General features: G+C 55.7%; 19 protein-coding genes. 14 read left to right on the forward strand and 5 right to left on the reverse strand.

Annotation, left to right across the window (positions count from 1 at the left end):
• Window positions 1-4: 4 nt before the first annotated feature.
• From ACZYSM_RS17060 to ACZYSM_RS17100, 9 genes are all read left to right on the forward strand, one after another.
• Complete coding sequence (locus ACZYSM_RS17060) at window positions 5-709, forward strand: succinate dehydrogenase iron-sulfur subunit (protein ID WP_489072731.1); 705 nt, start codon at window positions 5-7, stop codon at window positions 707-709.
• Window positions 710-953: 244 nt separating this feature from the next.
• A complete protein-coding gene (locus ACZYSM_RS17065; RefSeq protein WP_489072733.1) occupies window positions 954-3,785 on the forward strand; it encodes a 2-oxoglutarate dehydrogenase E1 component in 2,832 nt (943 codons plus the stop codon).
• Between the two features lie 42 nt (window positions 3,786-3,827).
• Window positions 3,828-5,045 carry a 2-oxoglutarate dehydrogenase complex dihydrolipoyllysine-residue succinyltransferase gene (odhB, locus tag ACZYSM_RS17070; protein ID WP_489072735.1) on the forward strand — a complete coding sequence of 406 codons (1,218 nt, stop codon included), beginning with the start codon at window positions 3,828-3,830 and terminating at the stop codon, window positions 5,043-5,045.
• 110 nt (window positions 5,046-5,155) lie between these two features.
• Window positions 5,156-6,598, forward strand: coding sequence for a dihydrolipoyl dehydrogenase (lpdA, locus tag ACZYSM_RS17075; protein ID WP_489072737.1), 1,443 nt, complete (start codon window positions 5,156-5,158; stop codon window positions 6,596-6,598).
• Between the two features lie 194 nt (window positions 6,599-6,792).
• The gene (gene sucC / locus ACZYSM_RS17080; RefSeq protein WP_008148602.1) at window positions 6,793-7,959 is read left to right on the forward strand and encodes an ADP-forming succinate--CoA ligase subunit beta; all 1,167 of its coding nucleotides are present in this window, start codon (window positions 6,793-6,795) and stop codon (window positions 7,957-7,959) included.
• Window positions 7,959-8,840, forward strand: coding sequence for a succinate--CoA ligase subunit alpha (gene sucD / locus ACZYSM_RS17085; RefSeq protein WP_489072740.1), 882 nt, complete (start codon window positions 7,959-7,961; stop codon window positions 8,838-8,840). Before sucC ends, sucD begins: the two co-directional genes overlap by 1 nt.
• A 392-nt stretch (window positions 8,841-9,232) precedes the next feature.
• Complete coding sequence (brnQ, locus tag ACZYSM_RS17090; RefSeq protein WP_489072742.1) at window positions 9,233-10,546, forward strand: branched-chain amino acid transport system II carrier protein; 1,314 nt, start codon at window positions 9,233-9,235, stop codon at window positions 10,544-10,546.
• A 167-nt stretch (window positions 10,547-10,713) separates the two neighbouring features.
• Window positions 10,714-11,451 (forward strand): DUF599 domain-containing protein, encoded by a 738-nt coding sequence (locus tag ACZYSM_RS17095; RefSeq protein WP_489072744.1) that lies wholly within the window; start codon window positions 10,714-10,716, stop codon window positions 11,449-11,451.
• Window positions 11,451-11,852 carry an MAPEG family protein gene (locus ACZYSM_RS17100; protein ID WP_489072746.1) on the forward strand — a complete coding sequence of 134 codons (402 nt, stop codon included), beginning with the start codon at window positions 11,451-11,453 and terminating at the stop codon, window positions 11,850-11,852. Before ACZYSM_RS17095 ends, ACZYSM_RS17100 begins: the two co-directional genes overlap by 1 nt.
• Before the next feature lie 66 nt (window positions 11,853-11,918).
• Here the strand turns inward: ACZYSM_RS17100 and ACZYSM_RS17105 are convergent, their stop codons facing one another.
• Window positions 11,919-12,167: a hypothetical protein gene (locus ACZYSM_RS17105; RefSeq protein ID WP_489072748.1), complete on the reverse strand. Its 249-nt coding sequence runs from the start codon at window positions 12,165-12,167 to the stop codon at window positions 11,919-11,921.
• A gap of 158 nt (window positions 12,168-12,325) precedes the next feature.
• Here ACZYSM_RS17105 and ACZYSM_RS17110 point away from each other — a divergent pair, with 158 nt between their 5' ends.
• The 4 genes from ACZYSM_RS17110 to ACZYSM_RS17125 all read left to right on the forward strand — a co-directional run bounded on the left by ACZYSM_RS17110 (window position 12,326) and on the right by ACZYSM_RS17125 (window position 16,041).
• The gene (locus tag ACZYSM_RS17110) at window positions 12,326-12,802 is read left to right on the forward strand and encodes a PaaI family thioesterase (protein ID WP_489072750.1); all 477 of its coding nucleotides are present in this window, start codon (window positions 12,326-12,328) and stop codon (window positions 12,800-12,802) included.
• Window positions 12,799-13,251, forward strand: coding sequence for a PaaI family thioesterase (locus tag ACZYSM_RS17115; protein WP_489072752.1), 453 nt, complete (start codon window positions 12,799-12,801; stop codon window positions 13,249-13,251). The genes ACZYSM_RS17110 and ACZYSM_RS17115 overlap by 4 nt, the downstream gene beginning before the upstream one ends.
• 89 nt (window positions 13,252-13,340) lie before the next feature.
• A complete protein-coding gene (gene htpG, locus ACZYSM_RS17120; protein ID WP_489072754.1) occupies window positions 13,341-15,245 on the forward strand; it encodes a molecular chaperone HtpG in 1,905 nt (634 codons plus the stop codon).
• A gap of 67 nt (window positions 15,246-15,312) precedes the next feature.
• Complete coding sequence (locus ACZYSM_RS17125; RefSeq protein WP_489072756.1) at window positions 15,313-16,041, forward strand: dienelactone hydrolase family protein; 729 nt, start codon at window positions 15,313-15,315, stop codon at window positions 16,039-16,041.
• Window positions 16,042-16,141: 100 nt separating this feature from the next.
• On the opposite strand, the gene ACZYSM_RS17130 is transcribed toward ACZYSM_RS17125, so the two are convergent.
• From ACZYSM_RS17130 to ACZYSM_RS17145, 4 genes are all read right to left on the reverse strand, one after another.
• Complete coding sequence (locus tag ACZYSM_RS17130) at window positions 16,142-17,029, reverse strand: pirin family protein (protein WP_489072758.1); 888 nt, start codon at window positions 17,027-17,029, stop codon at window positions 16,142-16,144.
• A 96-nt stretch (window positions 17,030-17,125) separates the two neighbouring features.
• Complete coding sequence (locus ACZYSM_RS17135; RefSeq protein WP_489072760.1) at window positions 17,126-20,104, reverse strand: EAL domain-containing protein; 2,979 nt, start codon at window positions 20,102-20,104, stop codon at window positions 17,126-17,128.
• The gene (locus ACZYSM_RS17140) at window positions 20,092-21,111 is read right to left on the reverse strand and encodes a substrate-binding domain-containing protein (RefSeq protein WP_489072774.1); all 1,020 of its coding nucleotides are present in this window, start codon (window positions 21,109-21,111) and stop codon (window positions 20,092-20,094) included. Before ACZYSM_RS17140 ends, ACZYSM_RS17135 begins: the two co-directional genes overlap by 13 nt.
• 467 nt (window positions 21,112-21,578) lie before the next feature.
• Window positions 21,579-21,995, reverse strand: coding sequence for an OsmC family protein (locus tag ACZYSM_RS17145; protein ID WP_489072762.1), 417 nt, complete (start codon window positions 21,993-21,995; stop codon window positions 21,579-21,581).
• Window positions 21,996-22,625: 630 nt separating this feature from the next.
• Here ACZYSM_RS17145 and ACZYSM_RS17150 point away from each other — a divergent pair.
• Window positions 22,626-23,990, forward strand: coding sequence for an FAD-binding oxidoreductase (locus tag ACZYSM_RS17150; protein WP_489072764.1), 1,365 nt, complete (start codon window positions 22,626-22,628; stop codon window positions 23,988-23,990).
• The last annotated feature ends 337 nt before the right edge of the window (window positions 23,991-24,327 follow it).

Here is a 24,327-nt window from a genome sequence, read left to right on the forward strand (position 1 = left end):
CGCTATGTTGAAAGTCAGTGTTTATCGCTACAACCCTGATCAGGACGCTGCGCCGTTCATGCAGGAATTTTCGGTCGATACCGGTGGTAAAGACCTGATGGTGCTGGACGTACTGGCCCTGATCAAAGAGCAGGACGAGGGTTTCTCCTATCGTCGCTCCTGCCGTGAAGGTGTTTGCGGTTCCGACGGCATGAACATCAACGGCAAAAACGCTCTGGCCTGCGTTACGCCGCTGTCGGCTGTCGTAAAAGGTAACAAGTTGATCGTTCGTCCTCTGCCAGGTTTGCCGGTTATCCGTGACCTGGTCGTCGATATGAGCATCTTCTACAAGCAATACGAAAAAGTTAAGCCATTCCTGCAGAATGACACGCCGGCTCCGGCCATCGAGCGTCTGCAGTCTCCAGAAGAGCGTGAAAAGCTTGATGGTCTGTACGAGTGCATTCTGTGCGCTTGCTGCTCGACCTCTTGCCCGTCCTTCTGGTGGAATCCGGACAAGTTCCTGGGTCCAGCTGCGCTGCTGCAAGCTTATCGCTTCCTGGCAGACAGCCGTGACACCCAGACCAACGAGCGCCTGGCTTCGCTGGATGACCCGTTCAGCGTATTCCGCTGCCGCGGGATCATGAACTGCGTCAACGTTTGTCCGAAAGGCCTGAACCCGACTAAGGCCATCGGTCACATACGTAACATGCTGCTGCAGAGCGGCATTTGATTCAAACGTTGTACCCGTAGATGCTGCGGCGCAGGCTTCAACCGGCGCCGTAGTTTTAACCAGAACAGCAGTTCACAAAGCTGCGGTTCTTATTTTGAAGAAATGAGACAAGCAGGGGCATCCGGGCTGGTACCCGGACTATCAGCGTGATCCTAAGTGGCTTGTTTTGGTCGCTGCACTCGGACTTCTGCAAGTTTGCTCGGTGTCTTCGCCGGTGGTGTCCCCTAACCGAGGGTGACCAAGCATGCAAGAAAGCGTGATGCAGCGCATGTGGAACAGCGCCTACCTATCCGGTAGTAACGCTGCCTATGTGGAAGAGCTCTACGAGCTCTACCTGCACGACCCTAACGCTGTGCCAGAAGAGTGGCGCACCTACTTCCAGAAGTTGCCTGCTGACGGCAACACTGCCACCGATGTTTCGCACTCCACAATTCGCGATCATTTCGTCTTGCTGGCAAAGAACCAGCGCCGCGCACAACCGGTTTCCGCCGGCAGCGTGAGCAGTGAGCACGAGAAGAAGCAAGTTGAAGTGCTGCGATTGATCCAAGCCTACCGTATGCGTGGCCACCAGGCAGCCCAGCTTGATCCGCTGGGGCTGTGGCAGCGTCCTGCACCTGCAGACCTGTCGATCAATCATTACGGCTTGACCAATGCCGATCTTGATACGACCTACCGTGCCGGCGACCTGTTCATCGGCAAAGAGGAGGCGAGCCTACGCGAAATTCACGAAGCGTTGCAGCAGACATATTGCCGCACCATCGGCTCTGAATTTACGCACATCACCGATTCCGTGCAGCGCCAGTGGTTCCAGCAGCGTCTGGAAAGCGTGCGCGGCCGTCCGACGTACTCCGCCGACATCAAGAGCCACCTGCTCGAGCGCGTCACAGCTGGCGAAGGCCTGGAAAAATACCTGGGCACCAAATACCCGGGTACCAAGCGTTTCGGTCTGGAAGGCGGCGAGAGCCTGATTCCGATGCTCGACGAACTGATCCAGCGTTCCGGTTCCTACGGCACCAAGGAAATCGTTATCGGTATGGCCCACCGTGGTCGTCTGAACGTGCTGGTCAACACCTTCGGCAAGAACCCGCGCGAGCTGTTCGACGAGTTCGAAGGCAAGAAAAAGGTCGAGTTGGGTTCCGGTGACGTTAAATACCACCAGGGTTTCTCCTCCAACGTGATGACCGCAGGCGGCGAAGTCCACCTGGCCATGGCATTCAACCCGTCCCACCTGGAAATTGTTTCGCCAGTGGTCGAGGGTTCGGTGCGTGCCCGTCAGGATCGTCGTAACGATCCGACCGGTGAGAAGGTCCTGCCGATTTCCATCCACGGTGACGCGGCATTCGCCGGTCAAGGCGTGGTCATGGAAACCTTCCAGATGTCGCAGACCCGCGGCTTCCGGACCGGTGGTACCGTTCACATCGTGATCAACAACCAGGTTGGCTTCACCATCAGCAACCCGGAAGACTCCCGCTCCACCGAGTACGCCACTGACGTTGCGAAAATGATCCAGGCGCCGATACTCCATGTGAATGGTGATGATCCGGAAGCCGTATTGTTCGTAACCCAACTGGCCATCGACTACCGCATGCAGTTCAAGCGTGACGTAGTGATCGACCTGGTCTGCTACCGCCGTCGCGGCCACAACGAGGCCGACGAACCAAGTGGCACCCAGCCGCTGATGTATCAGCAGATCACCAAACAGCGCACGACCCGTGAGCTGTACGCCGATCGTCTGACTCAGACCGGCGTGTTGGACGTAGAGCGTGTTCAGGCGAAAGTCGACGAATACCGCAACGCGCTGGACAACGGTCTGCATGTTGTAAAAAGCCTGGTCAAAGAGCCGAATAAAGAGTTGTTCGTGGACTGGCGTCCGTATTTGGGCCATGCCTGGACTGCACGTCACGACACGCGTTTCGATCTGAAAACCTTGCAGGAACTGTCCGCCAAGCTGCTGGAAATTCCGGAAGGCTTCGTGGTTCAGCGCCAGGTCTCGAAAATCTACGAAGACCGTCAGAAAATGCAAGCCGGCGGCCTGCCGATCAACTGGGGTTACGCCGAAACCATGGCGTACGCGACCCTGGCGTTCGAAGGTCACCCGATTCGCATGACGGGTCAGGACATCGGTCGCGGTACGTTCTCGCACCGTCACGCTGTCTTGCACAACCAGAAAGACGCGGGCACCTACATCCCGCTGCAAAACCTGTACAACGGCCAGCCACGTTTCGATCTGTACGATTCGTTCCTGTCCGAAGAAGCCGTACTGGCGTTCGAATACGGTTACTCGACCACCACGCCTGAGGCGCTGGTGATCTGGGAAGCCCAGTTCGGCGACTTCGCCAACGGTGCCCAGGTGGTTATCGACCAGTTCATCACTAGTGGCGAGCACAAGTGGGGCCGTCTCTGCGGTCTGACCATGCTGCTGCCGCACGGTTATGAAGGTCAGGGTCCGGAGCACTCTTCGGCACGTCTGGAGCGTTACCTGCAACTGTGCGCCGAGCACAACATTCAGGTAGCTGTACCGACCACGCCGGCTCAGATCTACCACTTGCTGCGTCGTCAGGTGATTCGCCCGCTGCGCAAGCCATTGATCGTTCTGACTCCGAAGTCGTTGCTGCGTCACAAGCTCGCCATATCGACCCTGGAAGATCTGGCCGAAGGTTCGTTCCAGACCGTTATTCCGGAAATCGATGCCCAAGACCCGAAAAAGGTCGGCCGTATCGTGCTGTGTAGCGGCAAGGTCTACTACGACCTGCTGGAAAAACGCCGTGCCGAAGGTCGTGATGACATCGCTATCGTGCGTATTGAGCAGCTGTACCCATTCCCTGAGGACGACTTGATCGAAGTCCTGGCTCCCTACAAAAACCTCAAACACATTGTTTGGTGTCAGGAAGAGCCGATGAACCAGGGTGCCTGGTACTGCAGCCAGCATCACATGCGCCGCATCATCAGCGGTCACAACAAATCTCTCGTACTCGAGTACGCGGGCCGTGACGCTTCTGCTGCACCTGCTTGTGGTTATGCATCGATGCACGCTGAGCAGCAGGAAAAACTGCTGCAAGATGCCTTTACTGTTTAACGCCTTCGCGCACTTGAAACCGAATTTAAGGAACCACAGATAATGGCTATCGAGATCAAAGCCCCCACTTTCCCGGAATCGGTTGCCGATGGCACCGTTGCCACCTGGCACAAAAAACCGGGCGACGCCGTCAAACGTGACGAACTGATCGTCGACATTGAAACCGACAAAGTCGTACTGGAAGTGCTGGCCACTGCTGACGGCGTGCTGGGCGCTATCGTCAAGAACGAAGGCGACACCGTTCTGTCCGACGAAGTTCTGGGCTCCATCGAAGCCGGCGGTGCTGCTGCCGCTCCAGCGGCTGCTCCGGCTGCCGCTGCACAAGCTGCTGCTCCTGCCGCTGCTGGCGAAGACGATCCTGTTGCTGCACCGGCGGCTCGCAAGCTGGCTGAAGAAAACGGCATCAACATCGCTTCCGTTGCCGGTACCGGTAAAGGCGGTCGTGTGACCAAGGAAGACGTGGTAGCGGCTGTTGCTGCCAAGAAAGCCGCTCCGGCTGCCGCGCCTGCCAAGGCTGCTGCACCTGCTGCTGCCGCTCCAGTGTTCGCCGCTGGCGACCGCATCGAGAAGCGCGTTCCGATGACCCGAGTTCGCGCTACCGTGGCCAAGCGCCTGGTGGAAGCTCAGTCGAACATGGCGATGCTGACTACCTTCAACGAAGTCGACATGACCGAAGTCATGGCTCTGCGCTCGAAGTACAAGGACCTGTTCGAGAAGTCCCACAACGGCGTACGCCTGGGCTTCATGTCGTTCTTCGTCAAAGCAGCCACCGAAGCGCTGAAACGCTTCCCGGCTGTCAACGCCTCGATCGACGGTGCCGACATCGTTTACCACGGCTACGCTGACGTCGGTGTTGCCGTGTCCAGTGACCGTGGTCTGGTGGTGCCGGTTCTGCGTAACGCCGAACTGATGAGCCTGGCTGAAATCGAAGGCGGCATCGCCACCTTCGGCAAGAAAGCCCGCGACGGCAAGCTGTCCATGGACGAGATGATCGGTGGTACGTTCACGATCACCAACGGTGGTACTTTCGGCTCCATGATGTCGACCCCGATCGTCAACCCGCCGCAAGCGGCTATCCTGGGCATGCACAACATTCTGCAGCGCCCGATGGCGATCAACGGTCAGGTCGTTATCCGTCCGATGATGTACCTGGCACTGTCCTACGATCACCGTTTGATCGATGGTAAAGAAGCTGTGACTTTCCTGGTTACCATCAAAAACCTGCTGGAAGACCCGGCTCGTCTGCTGCTGGATATCTGATTTCGTTGCACGGGCCGTTCAGTGATGATCGGCCCTTCTGTAATGACTAGCTTCGTCCCACGACGGTCCCCCAAAGGGCCCGTCCGGTTTGATTCGAGAAGGAATGACACATGACTCAGAAATTCGACCTGGTAGTGATTGGCGCGGGCCCTGGTGGCTATGTAGCTGCCATTAAAGCTGCGCAACTTGGCCTCAAGACTGCCTGCATCGAGAAATATACCGACAAGGAGGGCAAACTGGCCCTTGGCGGTACTTGCCTGAACGTCGGCTGCATCCCTTCCAAGGCGCTGCTCGACAGCTCCTGGAAATTCCACGAAGCCCAGGATGGTTTTGCCATCCACGGCATCAATCACGCTGGCGTGACCATGGACGTGCCAGCAATGGTCGGCCGCAAGGCCAACATCGTCAAAGGCCTGACCTCCGGTGTTGCCACCCTGTTCAAGGCGAACGGTGTGACTTCCCTGCAAGGCCACGGCAAACTGCTGGCCGGCAAGAAAGTCGAACTGACCAAGCCTGACGGCACCGTCGAAGTTATCGAAGCCGACAACGTAATTCTGGCCTCGGGCTCGCGCCCGATCGACATTCCACCGGCTCCGGTTGATCAGAACGTGATCGTCGATTCGACTGGTGCTCTGGAATTCCAATCCGTACCAAAACGTCTGGGCGTGATCGGCGCTGGCGTCATCGGTCTGGAGCTGGGTTCGGTTTGGTCCCGTCTGGGCGCTGAAGTCACTGTTCTTGAAGCCCTGGAGAAGTTCCTGCCAGCGGCTGATGAAGCGATTTCCAAAGAAGCCTACAAAACCCTGACCAAGCAAGGTCTGAAAATTCGTCTGGGCGCTCGCGTGACCGGTTCGACCGTCAATGCGAAGAAGAAAGAAGTTGAAGTTAACTTCACTGATTCCGACGGTGAGCAGAAGATCGTTTTTGACAAGCTGATCGTTGCCGTTGGTCGCCGTCCAGTGACCACCGAGCTGTTGGCTGCCGATAGCGGCGTTACCATCGACGAGCGCGGCTTCGTATTCGTCAACGACCAGTGCGAAACCAGCGTTCCAGGCGTGTTCGCGATCGGTGACGTGGTTCGCGGCATGATGCTGGCACACAAGGCCTCGGAAGAGGGCATCATGGTTGTCGAGCGGATCAAAGGCCACAAAGCCCAGATCAACTACGACCTGATCCCTTCGGTTATTTACACTCACCCGGAAATCGCGTGGGTCGGTAAAACCGAGCAGACCTTGAAAGCTGAAGGCGTTGAAGTTAACGTCGGCACTTTCCCGTTCGCAGCCTCAGGCCGTGCCATGGCAGCCAACGATACCGGCGGTTTTGTTAAAGTTATCGCTGATGCCAAGACTGACCGCGTATTGGGCGTCCACGTGATTGGCCCGAGCGCAGCAGAACTGGTTCAGCAAGGCGCAATCGGCATGGAATTCGGCACCAGTGCCGAAGACCTGGGCATGATGGTCTTCTCCCATCCGACCCTGTCCGAAGCGTTGCACGAAGCTGCGTTGGCAGTGAATGGCGGCGCCATCCACATCGCCAACCGCAAAAAGCGTTAAGACAATAAGAAACCACGGCGGTTGGCCCGTCGTGAGCCTTGCGAGCAAGACTCACCGCGGAATATCCGCTGGACGCAGCCTTGCGTAGTTTCACCGGGTAACCGGAAGACTGCGCAAGCAGCAGTCACAGGTGGTGCGGCACTTGAACGAGTGCAGCACCGAATGCGCAGTACCTAACGAAGACGGTAATAAGCATGAATCTTCATGAGTATCAGGGTAAGCAGCTGTTCGCTGAATACGGCCTGCCAGTATCCCAGGGTTTCGCAGTAGACACTCCGGAAGCGGCAGCAGAAGCTTGCGACAAAATCGGCGGCACCGAGTGGGTTGTTAAAGCCCAGGTTCACGCTGGTGGTCGCGGTAAAGCGGGCGGCGTAAAGCTGGTTCGCAGCAAAGAAGACGCCAAAGCATTCGCTCAACAGTGGTTGGGCAAGCGTCTGGTGACTTACCAGACTGATGCCAATGGCCAGCCAGTCACCAAGATCCTGGTTGAATCGTGCACTGATATCGCTAAAGAGCTGTACCTGGGCGCTGTCGTTGACCGTTCGAGCCGTCGCATCGTGTTCATGGCTTCCACCGAAGGTGGCGTGGACATCGAGAAAATCGCTCACGACACCCCTGAGAAAATTCTCAAGGCCACTATCGACCCACTGGTTGGCGCTCAGCCATTCCAGGGTCGCGAGCTGGCTTTTCAGCTGGGTCTGGAAGGCAAGCAAGTTGCTCAGTTCGCCAAGATCTTCGTTGGTCTGGCCAAGCTGTTCAAGGATCACGACCTGGCTCTGCTGGAAGTGAACCCGCTGGTCATCAAAGCTGACGGCGACCTGCACTGCCTCGATGCCAAGATCAACATCGACGCCAACGCAATGTACCGCCAGCCTAAGCTGAAGACTTTCCACGATCCGTCGCAAGACGATCCGCGCGAAGCGCACGCTGCCAAGTTCGAACTGAACTACGTAGCACTGGAAGGCAACATCGGTTGCATGGTCAACGGTGCTGGCCTGGCTATGGGCACCATGGACATCGTCAATCTGCATGGCGGTAAACCAGCCAACTTCCTCGACGTGGGCGGCGGTGCTACTAAAGAACGCGTTACCGAAGCGTTCAAGATCATCCTGTCCGACACTAACGTCGCTGCAGTATTGGTCAACATCTTCGGCGGCATCGTCCGTTGCGACATGATTGCCGAAGGCATCATCGGCGCAGTGAAAGAAGTCGGCGTGAAAATCCCGGTTGTTGTTCGCCTTGAAGGCAACAACGCTGAGCTGGGCGCTAAAGTATTGGCAGAAAGCGGTTTGAACATCATCGCTGCTACCAGCCTGACCGACGCTGCTCAACAAGTTGTTAAAGCTGCGGAGGGCAAGTAATGAGCGTCCTGATCAATAAAGACACCAAAGTTATTTGCCAGGGTATTACCGGTTCGCAAGGTAGTTTCCACACCCAGCAAGCCCTCGAATACGGCACCAAGATGGTTGGCGGCGTAACTCCAGGCAAAGGCGGCACCACTCACCTGGACCTGCCTGTTTTCAACACTGTGAAAGAAGCTGTAGCAGCCACTGGCGCCACCGCCAGCGTAATCTACGTACCAGCTCCTTTCTGCAAGGATTCCATCCTTGAAGCAGCGTTCGGCGGCATCAAGCTGATCGTTTGCATCACCGAAGGCATCCCGACCCTCGACATGCTTGATGCCAAGGTCAAGTGCGACGAGCTGGGTGTGATCCTGATCGGCCCTAACTGCCCAGGCGTGATCACTCCAGGCGAATGCAAGATCGGCATCATGCCAGGTCACATTCACTTGCCAGGCAAAGTCGGTATCGTTTCCCGTTCCGGCACCCTGACTTACGAAGCTGTGAAGCAGACTACTGACGCCGGTTTCGGTCAGTCGACTTGCGTCGGCATCGGTGGTGACCCGATTCCAGGCTCCAACTTCATCGACATCCTGAAGCTGTTCCAGGAAGACCCGAAGACCGAAGCGATCGTCATGATCGGTGAGATCGGCGGTTCGGCTGAAGAAGAAGCGGCTGCCTACATCAAGGCTCACGTGACCAAGCCGGTTGTTTCCTACATCGCTGGTGTGACTGCTCCTGCGGGCAAGCGCATGGGCCATGCTGGCGCAATCATCTCTGGCGGCAAAGGCACTGCGGACGAGAAGTTCGCTGCCCTGGAAGACGCAGGTGTTAAAACCGTGCGTTCGCTGGCAGACATCGGCAAGGCTCTGTCCGAGCTGACTGGTTGGGCGATGAAGTAAGCCTCGCGCTTACCTGACGCTACACCAGGCAAAGGCCACCTTCGGGTGGCCTTTGTGCTTTTTGCGGTGTGGCGGCGCCTTATCGCGAGCAAGCTGCTCCTACAGGAGGGCGCACATTCATTGTAGGAGCGAGCTTGCTCGCGATGGCGCCATTGTGGCCAACGGCTATTTACCTACATAAACACGACACGGAAATGTCGTCTATCGGACAGTCCGCCCTGTAACAGTGCGTTTGTCGCGCAAATTCGTTAGGCTAGCAGCCATTTTTGCGTCTGCGTCCCATAAGGAGGCTGCGCGCTAAACGGGTCAGTCTTATACGGACCGACAGCATTTCCCTCACCCATAGGGAAATCCCTCTCTAAATTCCGATTCAGTAGTGTGGTATTTCCCGAATGAAAGTGTTGAAAGGCCAGGACATCCTGGCACTTGGTTTTATGACGTTTGCCCTGTTCGTTGGGGCCGGCAACATCATCTTCCCGCCTATCGTCGGTTTGCAGTCCGGGCCTCATGTCTGGATGGCGGCGCTGGGCTTTCTGATCACCGCCGTGGGTTTGCCGGTGGTCACCGTCATCGCCCTGGCCAAGGTCGGCGGAGCGATGGACGCTCTGAGCAGCCCGATTGGTAAAATCGCGGGTGGTCTGTTGGCCGCCGTGTGCTATCTGGCAGTCGGCCCGTTGTTCGCTACACCGCGCACAGCGACCGTGTCCTTTGAAGTGGGCCTGGCGCCGTTGACCGGTGAGAGCCCACTGGCGCTGTTCCTCTACAGCTCGGTGTATTTTCTGTTGGTGTTCTTCATTTCGCTGTACCCGGGCCGTCTTCTGGATACCGTCGGGCGTTTCCTGGCGCCGTTGAAGATCATCGCGCTGGCTGCATTGGGCATTGCTGCTTTTGCACTGCCGGCCGGTGACATCGGCACCGCAACCCCTGAATACGTCGCCGCACCGTTCTCCCAAGGCTTCATCAATGGTTACCTGACCATGGATACTCTGGGTGCGCTGGTGTTCGGTATCGTCATCGTTAACGCCATCCGTTCCCGTGGCGTCGAATCGCCGGCGCTGATCACCCGTTACGCGATCATTGCCGGTCTGATTGCCGGTGTGGGGCTGGCGCTGGTGTATATCAGCCTGTTCCGCCTGGGTTCGGGCAGCCACGAAGTTGCTGCTGGTGCAAGCAATGGCGCGGCGGTATTGCATGCTTATGTGCAACACACCTTTGGCTCTCTGGGAAGCGGCTTCCTCGCGGTGCTGATCTCCCTGGCGTGTCTGGTGACAGCGGTCGGTCTGACCTGCGCTTGCGCCGAGTACTTCAGCCGGGTGCTGCCACTGTCCTACAAGACTCTGGTGATTATCCTGGCAGCGTTCTCGTTGTTGGTGTCTAACCTGGGCCTGACCAAGTTGATCCAGTTCTCCATCCCTGTGCTGACGGCGATCTATCCGCCATGCATTGCCCTGGTGGCTCTGAGCTTCTGCAAGGACTTCTGGCAGGAGCAGGGGCGCATTGTTGGCCCGGTGATGCTGGTGTCGTTCGTCTTCGGCTTGATCGATGCGCTCAAGGGCGCAGGTCTGGCGGACTGGATGCCAACCCAGCTGTCGCACTTGCCGCTGAGTGAGCAAGGACTGGCGTGGCTGGTGCCTTCGGTCATGACGCTAGTCGTGGCTGTCGTGTGCGACCGCCTGCTGGGCAAGCGTAGCGAAGCGTTGGCTTAAGCTTCATAGCCCGCCACAAGCGGGCTTTGAGCAACAACAGAAATGCCCCGTATCAATCGATACGGGGCATTTTTTATGGGCGATGGCGCGTGCCTTTTTCTATGTACCAACGTCGAAGCAGTGCTCATTGTTGATTGCCCATCTGCCAACGCCATTCAGGGATACGCATGTCGTTCGTTCACACTAATTTGATTCATATCCTCGCCGCGCTCTGGTTCGTCATTTGCTGGGGCGGTTATACCCGTTACGCGACCTGGAAGGGCCGTGATACTGCGTGTCTGGCCAGCGTGCTGCACCTGTACCGCGAAGACTGGATGCGCCGCATGCTATTGCGCGACAACCGCATCGCCGACGCCAGTGTGGTCGGCAACCTGGAGCGCAACGCGTCGTTCTTTGCCTCGAGCACACTGATTATCCTGGCGGGTATTCTCACCGTGCTGGGCGCTTCCGAGCGTGCGGTGTCGCTGTTGGCGGACATACCGATGGTGCAGCAGGCCTCTCAGGGCATGTCGGAGATCAAACTGTTGTGTCTGGCAGTCGTCTTTGTCTATGCCTTCTTTACGTTCAGTTGGTGCATGCGCCAATACAACTTCGCGGCGATTCTGATTGGCTCGGCGCCGATGATTGGCGAGCGACATGTCTCCGAACAGGAGCGTAAAGCCTTTGCCTCGCGCGCGGCACGGGTGATTTCCATGGCGGCTAACCAGTTCAACTTCGGCCTGCGCTCTTATTATTTCGGAATGACCATGCTGGCCTGGTTCGTCAGTCCTTGGCTGTTCATGTTGATGAGTACCGGTGTGGTGTTGGTGCTGTATCGCCGGGAATTTCATTCCGACGTATTGGACGTCATGGTCTATACCCCTACAGAGGCGCCATTACCTGAGGCGAGTAAGGAGATGAGCTGATGAGTATCCCGTTCTGGTGTGTGTTTATCAGTGCCCTGCTGATTTTCGTGGCGCGTATGCCCGTGGCCAAGGCGATGAAGGAACAAGGCGTTTACGACAACCATCTGCCCCGTGCTCAGCAGGCGCAGCTCACGGGCTTTGGTGCCCGCGCAGTGGCGGCACATCAGAACAGTTTTGAAGCCTTTATATTGTTTGCGGTGGGAGTGTTGATGGCGCATACCACGCAGACGGCGGGATGGCTGATCGAGTGGTTGGCGATCATCTTTGTGATCGCGCGAGTCATTTACTTATTGTGCTATTGGGCGGATCTGGCCTGGCAGCGCAGTCTGGTCTGGTTTGTCGGGTTAGTGTGTTCATTGTTATTGATGCTTAGTCCGACGTTTCGCTCGGTACTGGTTTGAATATTTTTCAGACAAAAGAAAGCCCGCACTCGGCGGGCTTTCTTTTTGAAGCGCGCTAAAACCGGATTAGTTTTTAGGCGCTGCTGCTGGAGCAGTTGCTTCGGTGGCTGCTTTGTTGGAATCAGCCTGATCTTTGGCAGCATCGGCGTTTTCTTTCGCCGCCTCGTTCACTTTATCCTGAGCTTCGCTCATTTTCTGTTGGGCTTGCTCAGCCGGTTGGTTAGTAGCTTGAGCTTTGTCCTCGGCTTTTTTACCGCAAGCAGCGAGACCGAGGGTAGCGGTCAACATCAAGGCAATAGCTAAAGTCTTACGCATGGGGTGTTTCTCCTATTGAAGATATCTTCTGGCCTTTCGAGCACAGCCCAGTGGGTTAAGTTCCTTGAAATCCACAGATATATAAACTGCCTTCGTTACGGAACTTTTACGCGGGTTATTAAATGCACCGTGGCGAGACTAACAAGAGACTAAATCGAATGGCGCAAAACCTTATTTTTGAGCGCGCGACGCGTTTTCTGTCAGCTCTGCGCCATTGCCAGGTGTTGGGGATGCGCGTTCACAGCGCTTCGACGGATGGCATCACAGTGATTCTGCCTTACAGCGCGCAAATCGTCGGTAATCCACAAACAGGGGTGATTCACGGCGGAGCGTTGACGTCGTTGATGGACACCGCCTGCGGCATGGCGACCTTATGTGTGTTGCCGGAGTTCGAGGTCTGTCCGACCCTGGATCTGCGCATCGACTACATGCATCCCGCGGAGCCGCATAAGGACGTCTATGGTTTTGCTCAGTGCTATCGGGTGACCACCGACGTGATATTCGCTCGCGGATTTGCCTATCAGGATGATCCCGAACACCCGATCGCCCATGTGGTGGGGACCTTTATGCGCATGGGCAAGGGCATCAAAGGCACAAAAGGCTTTGGCGGTGCAATCAGTGGCGGTGCGGTATGACGGACAACTTCAAGGAGCAATTGCAACAGGCTCATGCGCAGGGTGATTACGCTGCGCTGCTGGAGCTGATCCCCTACGCCAAGCTGATCGGTGTCGAGTGCTCACGCCTGGGCGATGAGTTGCTGTTTCGCCTGCCGGCCAACAAAGACAATATTGGCAACCCATTATTGCCAGCCATTCATGGCGGGGTGATTGCCGGCTTCATGGAACTGGCCGCGGCGCTGCATTTGCTGGTCTTCACCGGGTCCCCCGGTGTACCGAAAATTATCGACTTCTCCCTCGACTACCTGCGTGCAGGACAGTTTCGCGATACCTATGCCAAATGCCAGGTCTGCCGTCAGGGGCGACGGGTGGCCAACGTGGCGATCACGGCGTGGCAAAGCACTCAGGCGGAGCCGATAGCTACAGCGCGGGCGCATTTCAAAATTGAAGAAGCTGTAAGCCCTTGAAATCTCCGTCTTAGCCCCCAACTTTGATGACATCCCGCCGCCAACCCTCTAGGGCGCGGCCAATGCCATCCATTTGGAGTTTGATGACCATGAGCGTGGAAACTCAAAAGGAAACCCTGGGCTTCCAGACCGAGGTAAAGCAACTGCTGCACCTCATGATCCATTCGCTGTATTCCAACAAGGAAATTTTCCTTCGCGAATTGATCTCGAACGCCTCTGACGCTGTCGACAAATTACGTTTCGAAGCGCTGTCCAAGCCTGATTTGCTGGAAGGCGGCGCCGAGCTGAAAATCCGTGTGAGCTTCGACAAAGACGCGAAAACCGTCACCCTCGAAGACAACGGCATCGGCATGAGCCGCGAAGATGTGATCACCCACCTGGGGACCATCGCCAAGTCTGGCACTGCTGACTTCATGAAACACCTTTCAGGCGATCAGAAGAAAGACTCGCACCTGATCGGTCAGTTCGGCGTCGGTTTCTACTCCGCGTTCATCGTTGCCGATAAAGTGGATGTGTTCAGCCGCCGTGCCGGCCTCGCTGCCAGCGAAGGCGTGCACTGGTCGTCCAAGGGCGAAGGCGAATTTGAAGTCGCTACCCTTGAGAAAGCCGAGCGCGGTACCCGCATCGTGTTGCACCTGAAATCCGGTGAAAACGAATTCGCCGATGGTTGGCGTCTGCGCAACATCGTCAAGAAGTACTCTGACCACATTGCTTTGCCAATCGAGCTGCCTAAAGAGCAGGCAGCAGCCGAAGGCGAAGAGGCGCCAGCGCTTGAATGGGAAACCGTCAACCGCGCCAGCGCTCTGTGGACTCGCCCTCGCACTGAAGTTGCGGAGGCGGAGTATCAGGAGTTTTATAAGCACGTCGCCCACGATTTCGAGAACCCGCTGAGCTGGAGCCACAACAAGGTCGAAGGCAAGCTGGAATACAGCTCGCTGCTTTACGTACCGGCTCGTGCTCCGTTCGATTTGTACCAGCGTGAAGCGCCGCGTGGCCTTAAGCTGTACGTGCAGCGCGTATTCGTCATGGATCAGGCTGAGTCGTTCCTGCCGCTGTACCTGCGCTTCATCAAAGGCGTGGTCGACTCCAACGACCTGTCGCTAAACGTGTCGCGGGAAATCCTGCAGAAAGACCCGATCATCGACTCCATGAAGTCGGCGCTGACCAAGCGCGTTCTCGACATGCTGGAAAAACTGGCGAAGAACGAACCTGAGCAATACAAAGGCTTCTGGAAAAACTTCGGTCAGGTCATGAAAGAAGGCCCGGCTGAAGACTTCGCCAACAAAGAGAAAATCGCTGGCCTGTTGCGTTTTGCTTCGACTCACGAAGAAGGCGGCGAGCAAGTGGTTGCCCTGGCCGAATACCTGGCTCGCGCCAAGGAAGGTCAGGACAAGATTTACTACCTGACGGGTGAGAAGTACGAAGCCGTCAAGAACAGCCCGCACCTGGAAGTCTTCCGCAAGAAAGGCATCGAAGTGCTGCTGCTGACCGACCGTATCGACGAGTGGCTGATGAGCTACCTCAGCGACTTCGACGGCAAGAGCTTTGTCGACGTGGCGCGCGGTGACCTGGACTTGGGCAACCTGGATTCGGAAGAGGACAAGAAGGCTGCCGAAGAAGTCGCCAAGACCAAAGAAGGTTTGGTCGAGCGCATCAAAACCGCGTTGGGCGAGGCTGTCAGCGAAGTACGGGTTTCCCACCGTCTGACCGATTCCCCGGCGATCCTGGCTATCGGTGAGCAGGACCTGGGCATGCAGATGCGTCAGATCCTCGAAGCCAGCGGCCAGAAAGTCCCGGACTCCAAGCCAATCTTCGAATTCAACCCGGCTCACCCGTTGATCGGGAAGCTCGACAACGAGCAGAGCGAAGAGCGTTTCGGCGACCTGTCGCACATCCTCTTTGATCAGGCTGCCCTGGCAGCCGGTGACAGCTTGAAAGACCCGGCCGCCTATGTGCGCCGGTTAAACAAGCTGCTGGTTGAGCTGTCGGTTTAACAAGGTTGTAAAAAAACCCGCTTCGGCGGGTTTTTTCATTCTGGGGTGTTCCTACTGGGAGTCTGAAATGAGCCGAGTCACTGTTCGTTCCGTGGTCTATCAGGTCGATGGACAAACCTATGAAAGCCGTCTGGCGTTCGATGCCAGCCATAAGGGGGCACGCCCGGGCCTGTTGATGGCGCCGAACTGGATGGGCGTCGGCGCGGGTGCCGAGAAGATTGCCGAGTCCGTGGCCGCCAAAGGCTATGTGGTGCTGATTGCTGACCTCTATGGTCAATCAGTTCGTCCAAAAAATGGCGACGAGGCGGGTGCGGCGATGATGCCGTTGAAAAATGACCGGGCCCTGCTGCGCAAGCGTATGCAGGCGGCGTTCGAGGCGCTGCAAAGCCAAGGCGAAGCAGCAGTTGATACCTCGAAACTGGCGACCTTCGGTTTCTGCTTCGGTGGTTGCTGCTCGCTGGAACTGGCCCGTACTGGTGCACCGTTGAAAGCTGCCGTGTCGTTCCACGGTACGCTGGATACGCCGAATCCGGCAGATGCCATGAACATCAAAGGTTCGGTGCTGGTGCTGCACGGCGCCTCTGACCCATTGGTTGCCAAAGAGCAACTGCCTGCTTTCGAAGATGAGATGAATGCGGTCGGTGTCGACTGGCAACTGCTTAGCTACGGCGGCGCAGTGCATTCCTTCACCGATCCACAGGCCAATGTGCCGGGCAAGATGATGTACGACGCCAAGACCGCGAGCCGGGCTTTCATGTCGATGCACAATTTGTTGGATGAAGTGTTCAAGGACTGAGTGAGCATCTGTTTCTAGCCCTGATTGGGTTGGTGTCTGTATGGGCCTTATCGCGATGTAGATGACACCAGGGAATAAGAGATCGGATCGATCTTCAACTCTAGAGCAGGGTCGGTTCGCTTCGCTTCATGGGCAACTCAATCCGCTCACTCTCACCCGGCACCGTCGGCCAATCCCCGGCCGCCCAGCGTGTGCGGGCCTGGTCGATCAGGATTGGGTCACTGGCAACGAAGTTCCAGTTGATCCGGCGAGGCCCGTCCATTGGGGCGCCGCCAAATAGCACCGCATGACAATCGCTTTCAGCGAACAGGGTCATGGTTTCCCCAACAGGCAAAACCACCAGCGAGCGTACTTCAACGGGCTCGCCGTCCAATTGCGCGTCACCGTCGAGCACATACAGCGCGCGCTCTTCATGTTCGTCGGGAATCAACAAGGTTGTTGCCGTTTGCAGATGCAGTTCGGCGTACAGCGTAGGGGAGAGCACCGGCACCGGTGACTCCAGGCAAAAGCCTGAACCGGCAATCATCCGGATCTGCACCCCGAGGTTATCGCTGATCGGTAGGCTTTCGGCCGGGTAGTGGCTGTAATGGCTTGGACCTTGTTCGTGTTCTTTCGGCGAGGCCAGCCATATTTGCAAGCCGTGCATGCTGAAGCCGCTGGCCTTGAGTGATTCAGGGGTACGTTCGACATGAGCGATAGCGCTGCCCGCAGTCATCCAGCTGACGTCTCCTTGCTTCACCAACTGATCCGAGCCAAGGCTGTCCTTATGCTGGATTTCCCCTTTGAACAGATAGGTCAGAGTAGACAGACCAATATGCGGATGCTGGCGGATGTTCATGCCTTTGCCTGCCGGATAGCGGGTTTCGAGCATGTGGTCGAAAAACACGAAAGGCCCAACGCTGCGGCACTTGGCCGACGGTAGCGGGCGAAGGATCGGTTGTCCTTCAACATCCTCGAGGCGCGGACGGATCACGGTCAGTGTATTCATGGTGCATTCCAGGCTCAGCGGGTTATACGACAGAGCATAACCCGCTGAGGCGACACCTGCCGAAACTGGCTGAAGGCGCCTTCAGGTGAGCCGCCGCTAGGTCTGGCGATAGGGCGCGGGTCCCGGTTGAGGCAACCGGGGTGAGAGCAGCAAAAGATCGATTTCCTCTGCGCTGACGGCTTCGCTGAAAAGGTAGCCTTGCATTTCATCACAGCCATTTTCACGCAGGAAGGTTTGCTGCTGTTCGGTTTCGACACCTTCGGCAATGACTTTGAGGTTCAGTTTGTGCCCCAATGAAATCACCGCGGTGGCGATGGCCCTGTCATTCTCGTTATCGGGGAGGTCGCGCACGAAAGACTGATCGATCTTCAGTCGAGCGATCGGGAAAGTTTTCAACGCGGCGAGGCTGGAATAGCCGGTGCCGAAGTCGTCGATCGAGAGCTGGATCCCCATCGATTGCAGCTCCTTCATCTTGATAATGGCTTGCTGAAGGTCTTGCATGATCAGGCTTTCGGTCAGCTCCAACTCAAGGTACCTCGGGTCCAGTCCGGTTTCCTGCAAGGCATGCCTCACCCGGCTGATCAGGTCCCTTTCAATGAATTGGCGTGCTGAAATATTCACCGACATGGTGATCGGCGGCTTGCCCGCGTCCTGCCAGGCCTTGTTTTGCCGGCATGCGGTGTGAATCACCCAGTCACCGATGGGAACGATCAAACCGGTTTCTTCGGCCTGCGGAATGAATTTGCTCGGAGACACAATGCCGAGCGTGGGGTGCTGCCAGCGGATCAGCGCTTCCACACCGATAATCTGACCCGACTGTAGATCCACCTGTGGCTGGTACAGCAGCAGGAATTCATTATGGTTGATTGCATTTCGAAGGCCGCTTTGCATGGCGAGTTTGCCCTGAACTTTGCTATTCATCTCACGGGTATAGAACTGGTAACTGTTACGACCCAGTTCCTTGGCTCGGTACATGGCCGCGTCAGCATTGCTCAGTAAGGTGTCGGTATCGCAGCCGTCGGCAGGGTAGGTGGCCAAGCCTATGCTGCAGGTGATGTGGAGTGTATGCCCGCTGAGCTGAATCGGCTCCAGGATGGCTTCCTGAATCTTGCGCAGGGCCGGAGTAATGTCGTCGAGGTTGGAAGGCTGGTCGAACAGGATGATCACAAACTCGTCGCCACCCAGCCGCACCACGGTGTCGGTGCGGCGTACGCACTCCAACATGCGCCGGGCGACGGTTTTCAGCAGTTCGTCTCCGGCGCTGTGCCCCAGGCTGTCGTTCACCAGCTTGAATTTATCCAGGTCGAGGAACACAACCGTCACCAGGCGGCTGTAGCGCTGAGCGTAAAGTATCGCCTGTTTGAGACGGTCTTCGAGAAGAGTGCGATTTGGCAGACCGGTCAGCGCATCATGGTCGCCCATGTAGCGGATGCGTTTTTCGGTGTGTTGGCGTTCTATGGCGATGCCGGCAAGGTGCGTCGCCATGTCAATCAATTGCGTTTCGGTCGAACTCGGGCTGCGCACGGTGCTGGAATACAAGGCTAATGTGCCCAATACTTTTTGCTCATGGGACAGAATCGGCGTCGACCAGCAGGCGCGAAATCCATAGGGCGCAGCGACAGAGCGGTACTCCTCCCACAGCGGGTCTTGCTCGATATCCGTGACGATGACCGGTTCTCGTCGATAGACAGCGGTGCCGCATGAGCCGACTTTCGGACCGATCGCAATCCCGTCAATGAGCTGGGTATAGGCCTTCGGCAGGCTGGGGGCTGCCCCATGCAGCAGGTGCTTGCCATCTTCGTCCAACAGCAGGACGGAGACCATCATCCCTTCCAGTTGTGACTCAACCAGGTGAGCGAGGCTGTCGAGGACTTCTTCGAGCTCGGTACTCCTCGCAATCAGTTCGAGGACATGACCTTGTCCAGCTCGGATGATGGCTTCTTGTTGTAATTGGGTGTTTTGTACCGCGAGTCGATCTGTGGCAGTACTCAATTGGGTCGTTTTTATTTCCAGCTGATGACGATTTTTGAGGAACTGATTCACCGCGCGGGCCATGTTGCCAATCTCGTCCTTCCCTTGTTCCACCATCATTAATTGCCTGTCGTCGACGTGCTCCTGGCGTAGTTGCCGGCTTATTTCATTCAGGCGCGCGAGTACATGGCGGCCCATGAACACGCGGCTTACAAACCAGGCGAGGACCAGACTGGCGCCCAACATGATCAGCACCCATTGCTGGCTGCGATTGGAGGCCTCGACCAGATGCTGCACGGCTTCGCGATAGTCTTCTGTGTAAGCGGTGGATTGCGCGCGAGCCGCCGCGACCAGGATGCTGGCCTGATTTCTCAGTTCCTCAAGAAAGCGCTGCATGACATTGTTCTGATTGATCAGCTTCAGGCGCAGGGAGAACAGATCGGGAATATCGAGGTGCGGGTCGGGAAACTTGTCTGCGGTACGTGATATGTGTTCATACCGGGTGCGCAGCTTTTTCACGGCATTACTGTCATTGGCTTGCGGCAGATCGTAGAGTAAAACCGCCAGTTCCAGGCTGGCCCGGGTCTGGGCTGCGGTTAACCGGGCGGTGCAATCCACCAGGTTTTGTTCGAAGGTGACTTCGGTTTGCAGCATGCTTTCGCGCAGTTGCGCCACGATGTTGGCGGTATTGCGGAACAGCTGACTCGACTGATGCAAATCGAGTATGGCCACACCGCTGTTCGCGGCTGCCAGCAGCAGCACCAGCTGATCAAGCGCTTCAAGCTGTTCGACTGTCGCCGCATAGCTTGAGCGCAGGGTGTCGGAAGAGCGAGCTGTCAGTAGCTGATCGGTCTGGCGTTCGATCAACAACGTATTCTGCAACATGTCCTGTCCATATTGCATACGGATCAGTCGTTCATCCGTCAGCTGGCGAGTGGCGCTGTTTGAGGTTCGCAAGGCGTAGACCGCAGTCGCGCCACCCGCCAGGATCAGCAGCGCCAGCGCCAGAAAAGCCAATGTGAACTGTGCGCGCAGCGATTGCGGTAATAGCTGGCGATACAGACTTGCGAGCCGGGTAGTAACGTCCAATGTCAGGGATTCCATAGGTGGCGATAGATGTCTCGGTAGCCATTGTCAGGGTCGTACTGAAATTTTTTCCCGCCGTCGAAGGCAATATTGTCGGCATTGACCAGGTGAATCGGTGCCACGAAGCCGCTCACAGGCTGTCCGGCAAACAGCCGGTTCAATTCATCCACCACTTGCCAGCCATGCAGGTTGAGCGGCTCGGCGACCGTAACGGTCTGGTAGGTTTTTGCCTGTATACGTAAAAAAGCCGACGCGCTGCCATCACCGGCAGACAACAGACTGATTCCGTCACTGGGTATCACGGCGTTGGTCAGTGTGGCAATCGAGTAGTCAAAATAGATATCGTTGATGGCCAGCGTATGGGTCCAGCGCTTGCCGTAGCGCTGAAGCAACTCCTTGGTGATCGCAGGCATCTTTTCGCCACTTTCCGAGATCGCAACATCGCGCACTTCCAGCAATGTGCATTCCCGACAGGCCCGGATGACGTTTTCCATGGCCTTGGCCTTCGCCATAGCGATGCTGTATTTGGAGTCGGTCAGAATGACAACGCCGGCGTGTCCGTTTGACTGTGCCACTGCCGCCATGGCCGTGAGGCGAGCCACCTCCAGCGGATCCGTCGTGACGTTCATAGCCACCGGGGTACCACGAATGGGGCCGGGCTGTGCCCCGACGTGCCAGCCAACCACCGGCACCCCCTGGCGGGCGAAGGGGGTCAGCGCCGCATTGTTCTCAAGCGCATCGGAGCCGCACAGAATGAGGCCATCGGGTTTTGCTGCCAAGGCATCGGCAAAGGCTTTTGCGCGTCCCGCGGATGATCCACCACCGTCGAATACCTTCAGCGTCCAGCCCATCGCCGCAGCCGCCTCGCGGGTACCCTGTGCGACACCGAGAATCCCCCCGTTACGTAAATCTTCTGCGACAAAGGCAATGCTCTTGCCCCGCTGAGCAGATGGGCCGGAAGCTGGGCCGCTCCACCGAACGGCTTCAAGGGTGGCCTTGGAGACGATCTGCTGTGCCTGAATCACCGTAACGTTTTCGACGTCCGCTGCGGTTGGCATATTCGGTAAATTCTGGCCGTATCCGGGAGTTGCCGTGAAAAGACAGAAGGCCGTAATCGAAGAGATCCTGAGTGTCCAGGAGTTGCGCAAACGCTTGGGACTATCACTGAATGTAATACCGGGCCCGGAGCCGACGGCGCTTTCATATTCTGGCATGGCGTCCCTTTTCGCTGAGAATGCAGCAACGTTGACTGTCCGCGAGGACCGTCGAGTCTGCTGTCTTCAGGTCTTGTATGGGTAAAGTGCGCAAACTTTAGTCCTGAACATTCAGGAAAAGGGACAGGGTCCGTGGCACAAGACAAAGGACGAAGGCCAAATAACATCGTTGACTACATCAGGCGTTTTTACAAGGTTTCAAACCAATGGACGTGAAAGGGATGTTTGTCTCAGCGGGTTATATGGCAGGGCATAACCCGCTGAGACTGCACCTGCCGCTACTGGCTGAAAGCGCCTTCAGACAGAAGGGTTTCGATGGTGACTTCAGTGGTAGTCATCAGCTTGTGTACCGGGCAGCGATCAGCCACGCGATGCAGTTCTTCACGCTGGGCGTCGGTGAGCACACCCTTCAGGGTGAGCTTGACCTGCAGGGCGTATTTGCCTTTCTGCTCCTGGCTGTTGTCGTGTTTGACTTCGACGGTGACGCCAGTCAGCGGGATGTCTTTCTTTTGCGCATAGAGCTTGAGGGTCAGGGCTTTGCAGGCACCCAGCGCGGCGTCGAAGTAATCGTGGGGCTCTGGTGCAGAACCCTCACCGCCTTGGGCTTTGGGCAGGTCGGTGAAGAGTTCATGGTCATCGATCTGGATACTGTGACGAAAGACTTCGCTGGATTCGGTATTGACGGTAACGGTCATGGGAAACCTCATAGGCAGTGAGAAAGGTCGCGCACCACGAGCGGATCGCGCGGCAGGAAACTGCATTCAGTTATAGAACATCTGCTCCTTGAGGCGTTCCACTTTTTTGCGCTGACCTCGTCCATTCCTATGGAGAGTCTGCCATGCTCTATAAAAAACCATTTTGAAACAAAGTAGTTATCTTGCACAAAGATGCTTTGTCAAAACGTGCCATTGATACCGTGGTTGGCTACATAACTGTGTTCAAGTTATTTCAGTATGACGACTTTGAAATATTGATGAGGTGGGAGTGTGAAGAAATAGTTTGAAAATAGTCTAATGCTCTATGTTATGCATAAAGGCAAAATTGGTTGCGCGCGAAAAGTGATGAAATAATAAATAGCTTGATGCGGGATATGGATGATTAGCCTAGGGCGGAAATCCTACAGCTGACAAGGAACTAATGGCGTCACTATTGGGTGGTGGCAATATGGCTGGAAATATTTAGAAGGACAGTACAGGGCTCGGTGAACTTTACACCGAGGTATTGGATTATTAGGATTCAAGGGGTAGGCATAATTTGGTTGTGTAGGAGTTACATGATGAGTAGTTCATACGGGTGTTGGCAATTTAGTGCGTGGTCTCGTATCGATGAATAACGGTGACTTTGGAAAAGCACTTTTGAGTAAGTACAAGGACGTCAGTATTCTATTTCCTGGCGACTGTGCCTATGAAGAGGCGAGGCAGGTCTATAACCGAATGCACGACCTCTATCCATTGATGATCGTTCGTACCATGAACCGTTCGGCATTGAGAGAGCTCATTGGTTTTATAGAAGTCAATGATATAGAACTCGCGATAAGGGGCGGCGGACATCATATTGCAGGGTTTGGTACTACACAAGGAGGAATACTCCTTGATTTTTCACCCTACAGAGGTGTCGTGGTTGATGAGGCAAAGGGTATTGCGAGTGTTTTTCCAGGTGCTCGTTTAAGTGATGTGGATCATGCACTTTGCAATAGAGGGTTTGTAATACCTACCGGCACGGTGAGTGATACAGGCATTGCTGGATTGACCTTGGGGGGAGGGATTGGATGGCTTTTGGGCACGTTCGGGTTTACGTGTGAAAACTTAGTGGGTGCGGATGTACTACTGGCTACGGGGGATATCGTCAAAGCTGAAGATCCGGGCCATGAAGATCTATTGTGGGCGCTCCGGGGTGGGGGAGGGAATTTTGGTGTAGTGCTTGAATTCAGATACACTTTATCGAAAATGCCCACTGTCTATTGCGGATCAATAGAGGTGTTCGACAGCGATATCAAAGATGTTTTCAATAACCTGATTGTTTATCTAGATAAGCATTGTCCGTCGAATCTGGTTGTTGCTCCTGTGCTTCAACAGTCTGGAGTCGAGGGAGGATGTAGACTTTCTATTGATTTTTGCCTATGTGATTCAACCGATCTTTTGGAAATAAAGACGTTTGAGGAGTATTTGGGGCCGACTATAAGGCATGCGTTTATAACGGATGATTATGTATTATGGCAATCGTGGTCTGACGAACGCTTTTCATTACCAATGAGAGGGTACTGGAAGTCAGTCTGTCCTGACGTTATGGGGGCAGATATCTCTCGCTTACTATTAGAGTGTGGGGCGAAAATGCCCGGTTCAAGTTGCAGTATAACTGTCGAGCATCTTAACGCGTCTCGAAGACAACAACGGCCCGTAGAATCAGCATTTCCATTACTGAATAAAGAGTATGGTATTTTGTTTTGTGCTCGCTGGATATCTTTAAGTGATGACTCAGTGTACATCGGCTGGGTTAAAGATGCGGCGGAGTCTATAGCGTATGGTCGGGAGTTTTCTTCATACTCCAACTATACATCTGGTGAGGAAAAAAATAATGAACTGGTTTTTGTAAGGGATGAAGATCGGCTGTTCAAAGCAAAGAAAAAATATGATCCGGCTAATATGTTTAGACGTAATCATAATGTTGTAAGGCAGAAGGATGTCTCATGAATTTTGGATACTCTCCAAATGTTTTTCGCACACGCTCAAAGAAAAGGTCGTATGCGTAATCTCGACCAGCACTCTATTTTTATCTGTCTGATTCAAGCTGATAATAGTTGAAAATAATTTTCCCAATTATTTGTTTTTATAAACTTTTGGTTTCTGTGTGTTTGTGTCCAATTCGGCGAGTCACGATGTGAGGGCAGAAACAATGCAGTGCTAAGGAGACGCTGCAAAAATAGCCAACCGTCCCCACCCTTGGCACACTGAGTACCTTCAACCAACCACCCTCTCCGTGAGCGTTACGCGCGTGCAGAAGACCTTCTCCGAACTCGAATACACCGGC

The sequence above is a fragment of the Pseudomonas sp. F220 genome (genome assembly GCF_057813935.1).